Here is a 1,618-nt window from a genome sequence, read left to right as displayed (position 1 = left end):
GGCGGCCCTCGCGTCCGCTGCGCGGCCGCAACGCCCCGCCCGACCGTCCCCCTCGTGGGGCCCGGGTGCGGGCGGGCGCGAGGCCACGGGTGCGAGCGCGGGCGCGCTGCGGCATCGGGCCGGGCGCGCGCGGGCGGCGGCGGGGTTAAGCAGGTCGGGACAGGGTCGGGTCAGGACGGTTCGGCCTCCTGGCGACCGGGGCGCGGGGCGCGGCTGGGCCTCGGGCGTGACGGACATCGGGCGGAAGGAGCATCTCCATGAAGGTGGCGATCGTCGGCGCAGGCGGGATCGGGGGCTACCTGGCGGTGAGGCTCGCCGCGGCGGGGAACCCCGTCTGTGTGGTGGCGCGGGGCGCGCACCTGGAGGCGATCCGCGCCAACGGGCTGACGCTGGAGGAGGCGGGCGGCAAGACCACCACCGTTCAGGTCCCCGCGGCCGCCGATCCGGCCGAGCTGGAACCCGCGGACCTGGTGATCTTCGGCGTGAAGGGTCACCAGCTGGACGAGGCGATGGCGATGGCTCGTCCGCTGATGGCGCAGGGAGGCGTGGCGCTGCCGATCCTCAACGGCGTCACCGCGACCGAGCGCCTGGAGGCGGTCTATGGCGAGGGGCGGGCGCTGATCGGCACGGCCCTGGTCTCGGCCGAGGTCGTGCGGCCCGGGGTGATCGGCAAGCTCGACAGCGAGACGGGGATCATCTTCGGCGACCGCAACGGGCGCCAGGACACCCAGCCCGCGGCCGCGGCGCGGGCGATGTTCCTGGCCGCGGGCGCGCCGGCGCCCGAGTCGGACGACGTGCGCGTGGACCTTTGGCGCAAGATGATCGCCTGGAACGGGACCGGCACGCTGACCGCCGCGGCGCGCTGCACGGTGGGCGCGCTGCAGACGATCCCCGAACTGCGGACTCTCTACGAGGCGCTGGTGCGCGAGGCGCAGGCGGTGGCGCTCGCCTCGGGCGCGCCGGTGCCCGAGGACACGGCCGAGAAGGTGATCGCGCGGTTCGGGAAGATGTCGGGGTCGATCCGTTCCTCGATGGCCGCGGATCTCGAGGCGGGCAAGCCGCTGGAGGTCGATCACATGACCGGGGCCGTGGCGCGGATGGGGCGCGAGCTGGGCGTGCCGACGCCGGCGACGGCGGCGATGTATGCGGTGCTGGCGCCCCATCGCGACGGTCGCTGAGGGCGCGGCGAGCGGCGCGGGGCGCGCGGACCGGGCGACCTGAGGGGCGCCTGCCGCGCGGCGAAATCAGTTGACGCGGCGTTGAGCGTGCGGTGGGGTTCAGGCGCCGGCGCGCGTCGCGCTCCGGCCCCGGCCCAGGCCGGGCGGGAGCGGGCGACGATGCGGCGAGCCGACCGGGAGCCGGTCGGGGGACGGGTGTCCGCTCCGTTGGCGAAACGGAAGGAACCGGCCATGCGTAAGACCCTGATTCTCTGTTCGATCCTCATCGCAGGCGCCGGCGCGGCCCATGCGGCCGGCGCGGACAAGGCCAAGGCGGCCGCGGACGCGGCGGGCGCGGCCTCGGGCGTGGCCATGCCCTCGACCGGGGACGCGGCCTCGGCGGTCGGGGCCAAGGTTCCGGGCGCGGGTGCGGCGAGCGCGGTGACGGGCGCGGGCGTGCC

1 protein-coding gene and 1 pseudogene are annotated in these 1,618 nt (G+C 76.5%); both read left to right on the top strand.

The genetic code is table 11. The annotated features are described in order from the left end of the window. Window positions 1–257: 257 nt before the first annotated feature. Complete coding sequence (locus AAC134_RS23855) at window positions 258–1,178, top strand: 2-dehydropantoate 2-reductase (RefSeq protein WP_339952313.1); 921 nt, start codon at window positions 258–260, stop codon at window positions 1,176–1,178. A gap of 231 nt (window positions 1,179–1,409) precedes the next feature. Further along, window positions 1,410–1,618, top strand: a pseudogene (locus AAC134_RS23850) (hypothetical protein); the annotation flags it as partial.

This window comes from uncultured Albimonas sp. (assembly GCF_963977235.1).
Taxonomy (GTDB): domain Bacteria; phylum Pseudomonadota; class Alphaproteobacteria; order Rhodobacterales; family Rhodobacteraceae; genus Albimonas.
Note: the sequence above shows the minus strand (reverse complement) of the source record. Positions and strands in the feature narration are given on the sequence as shown.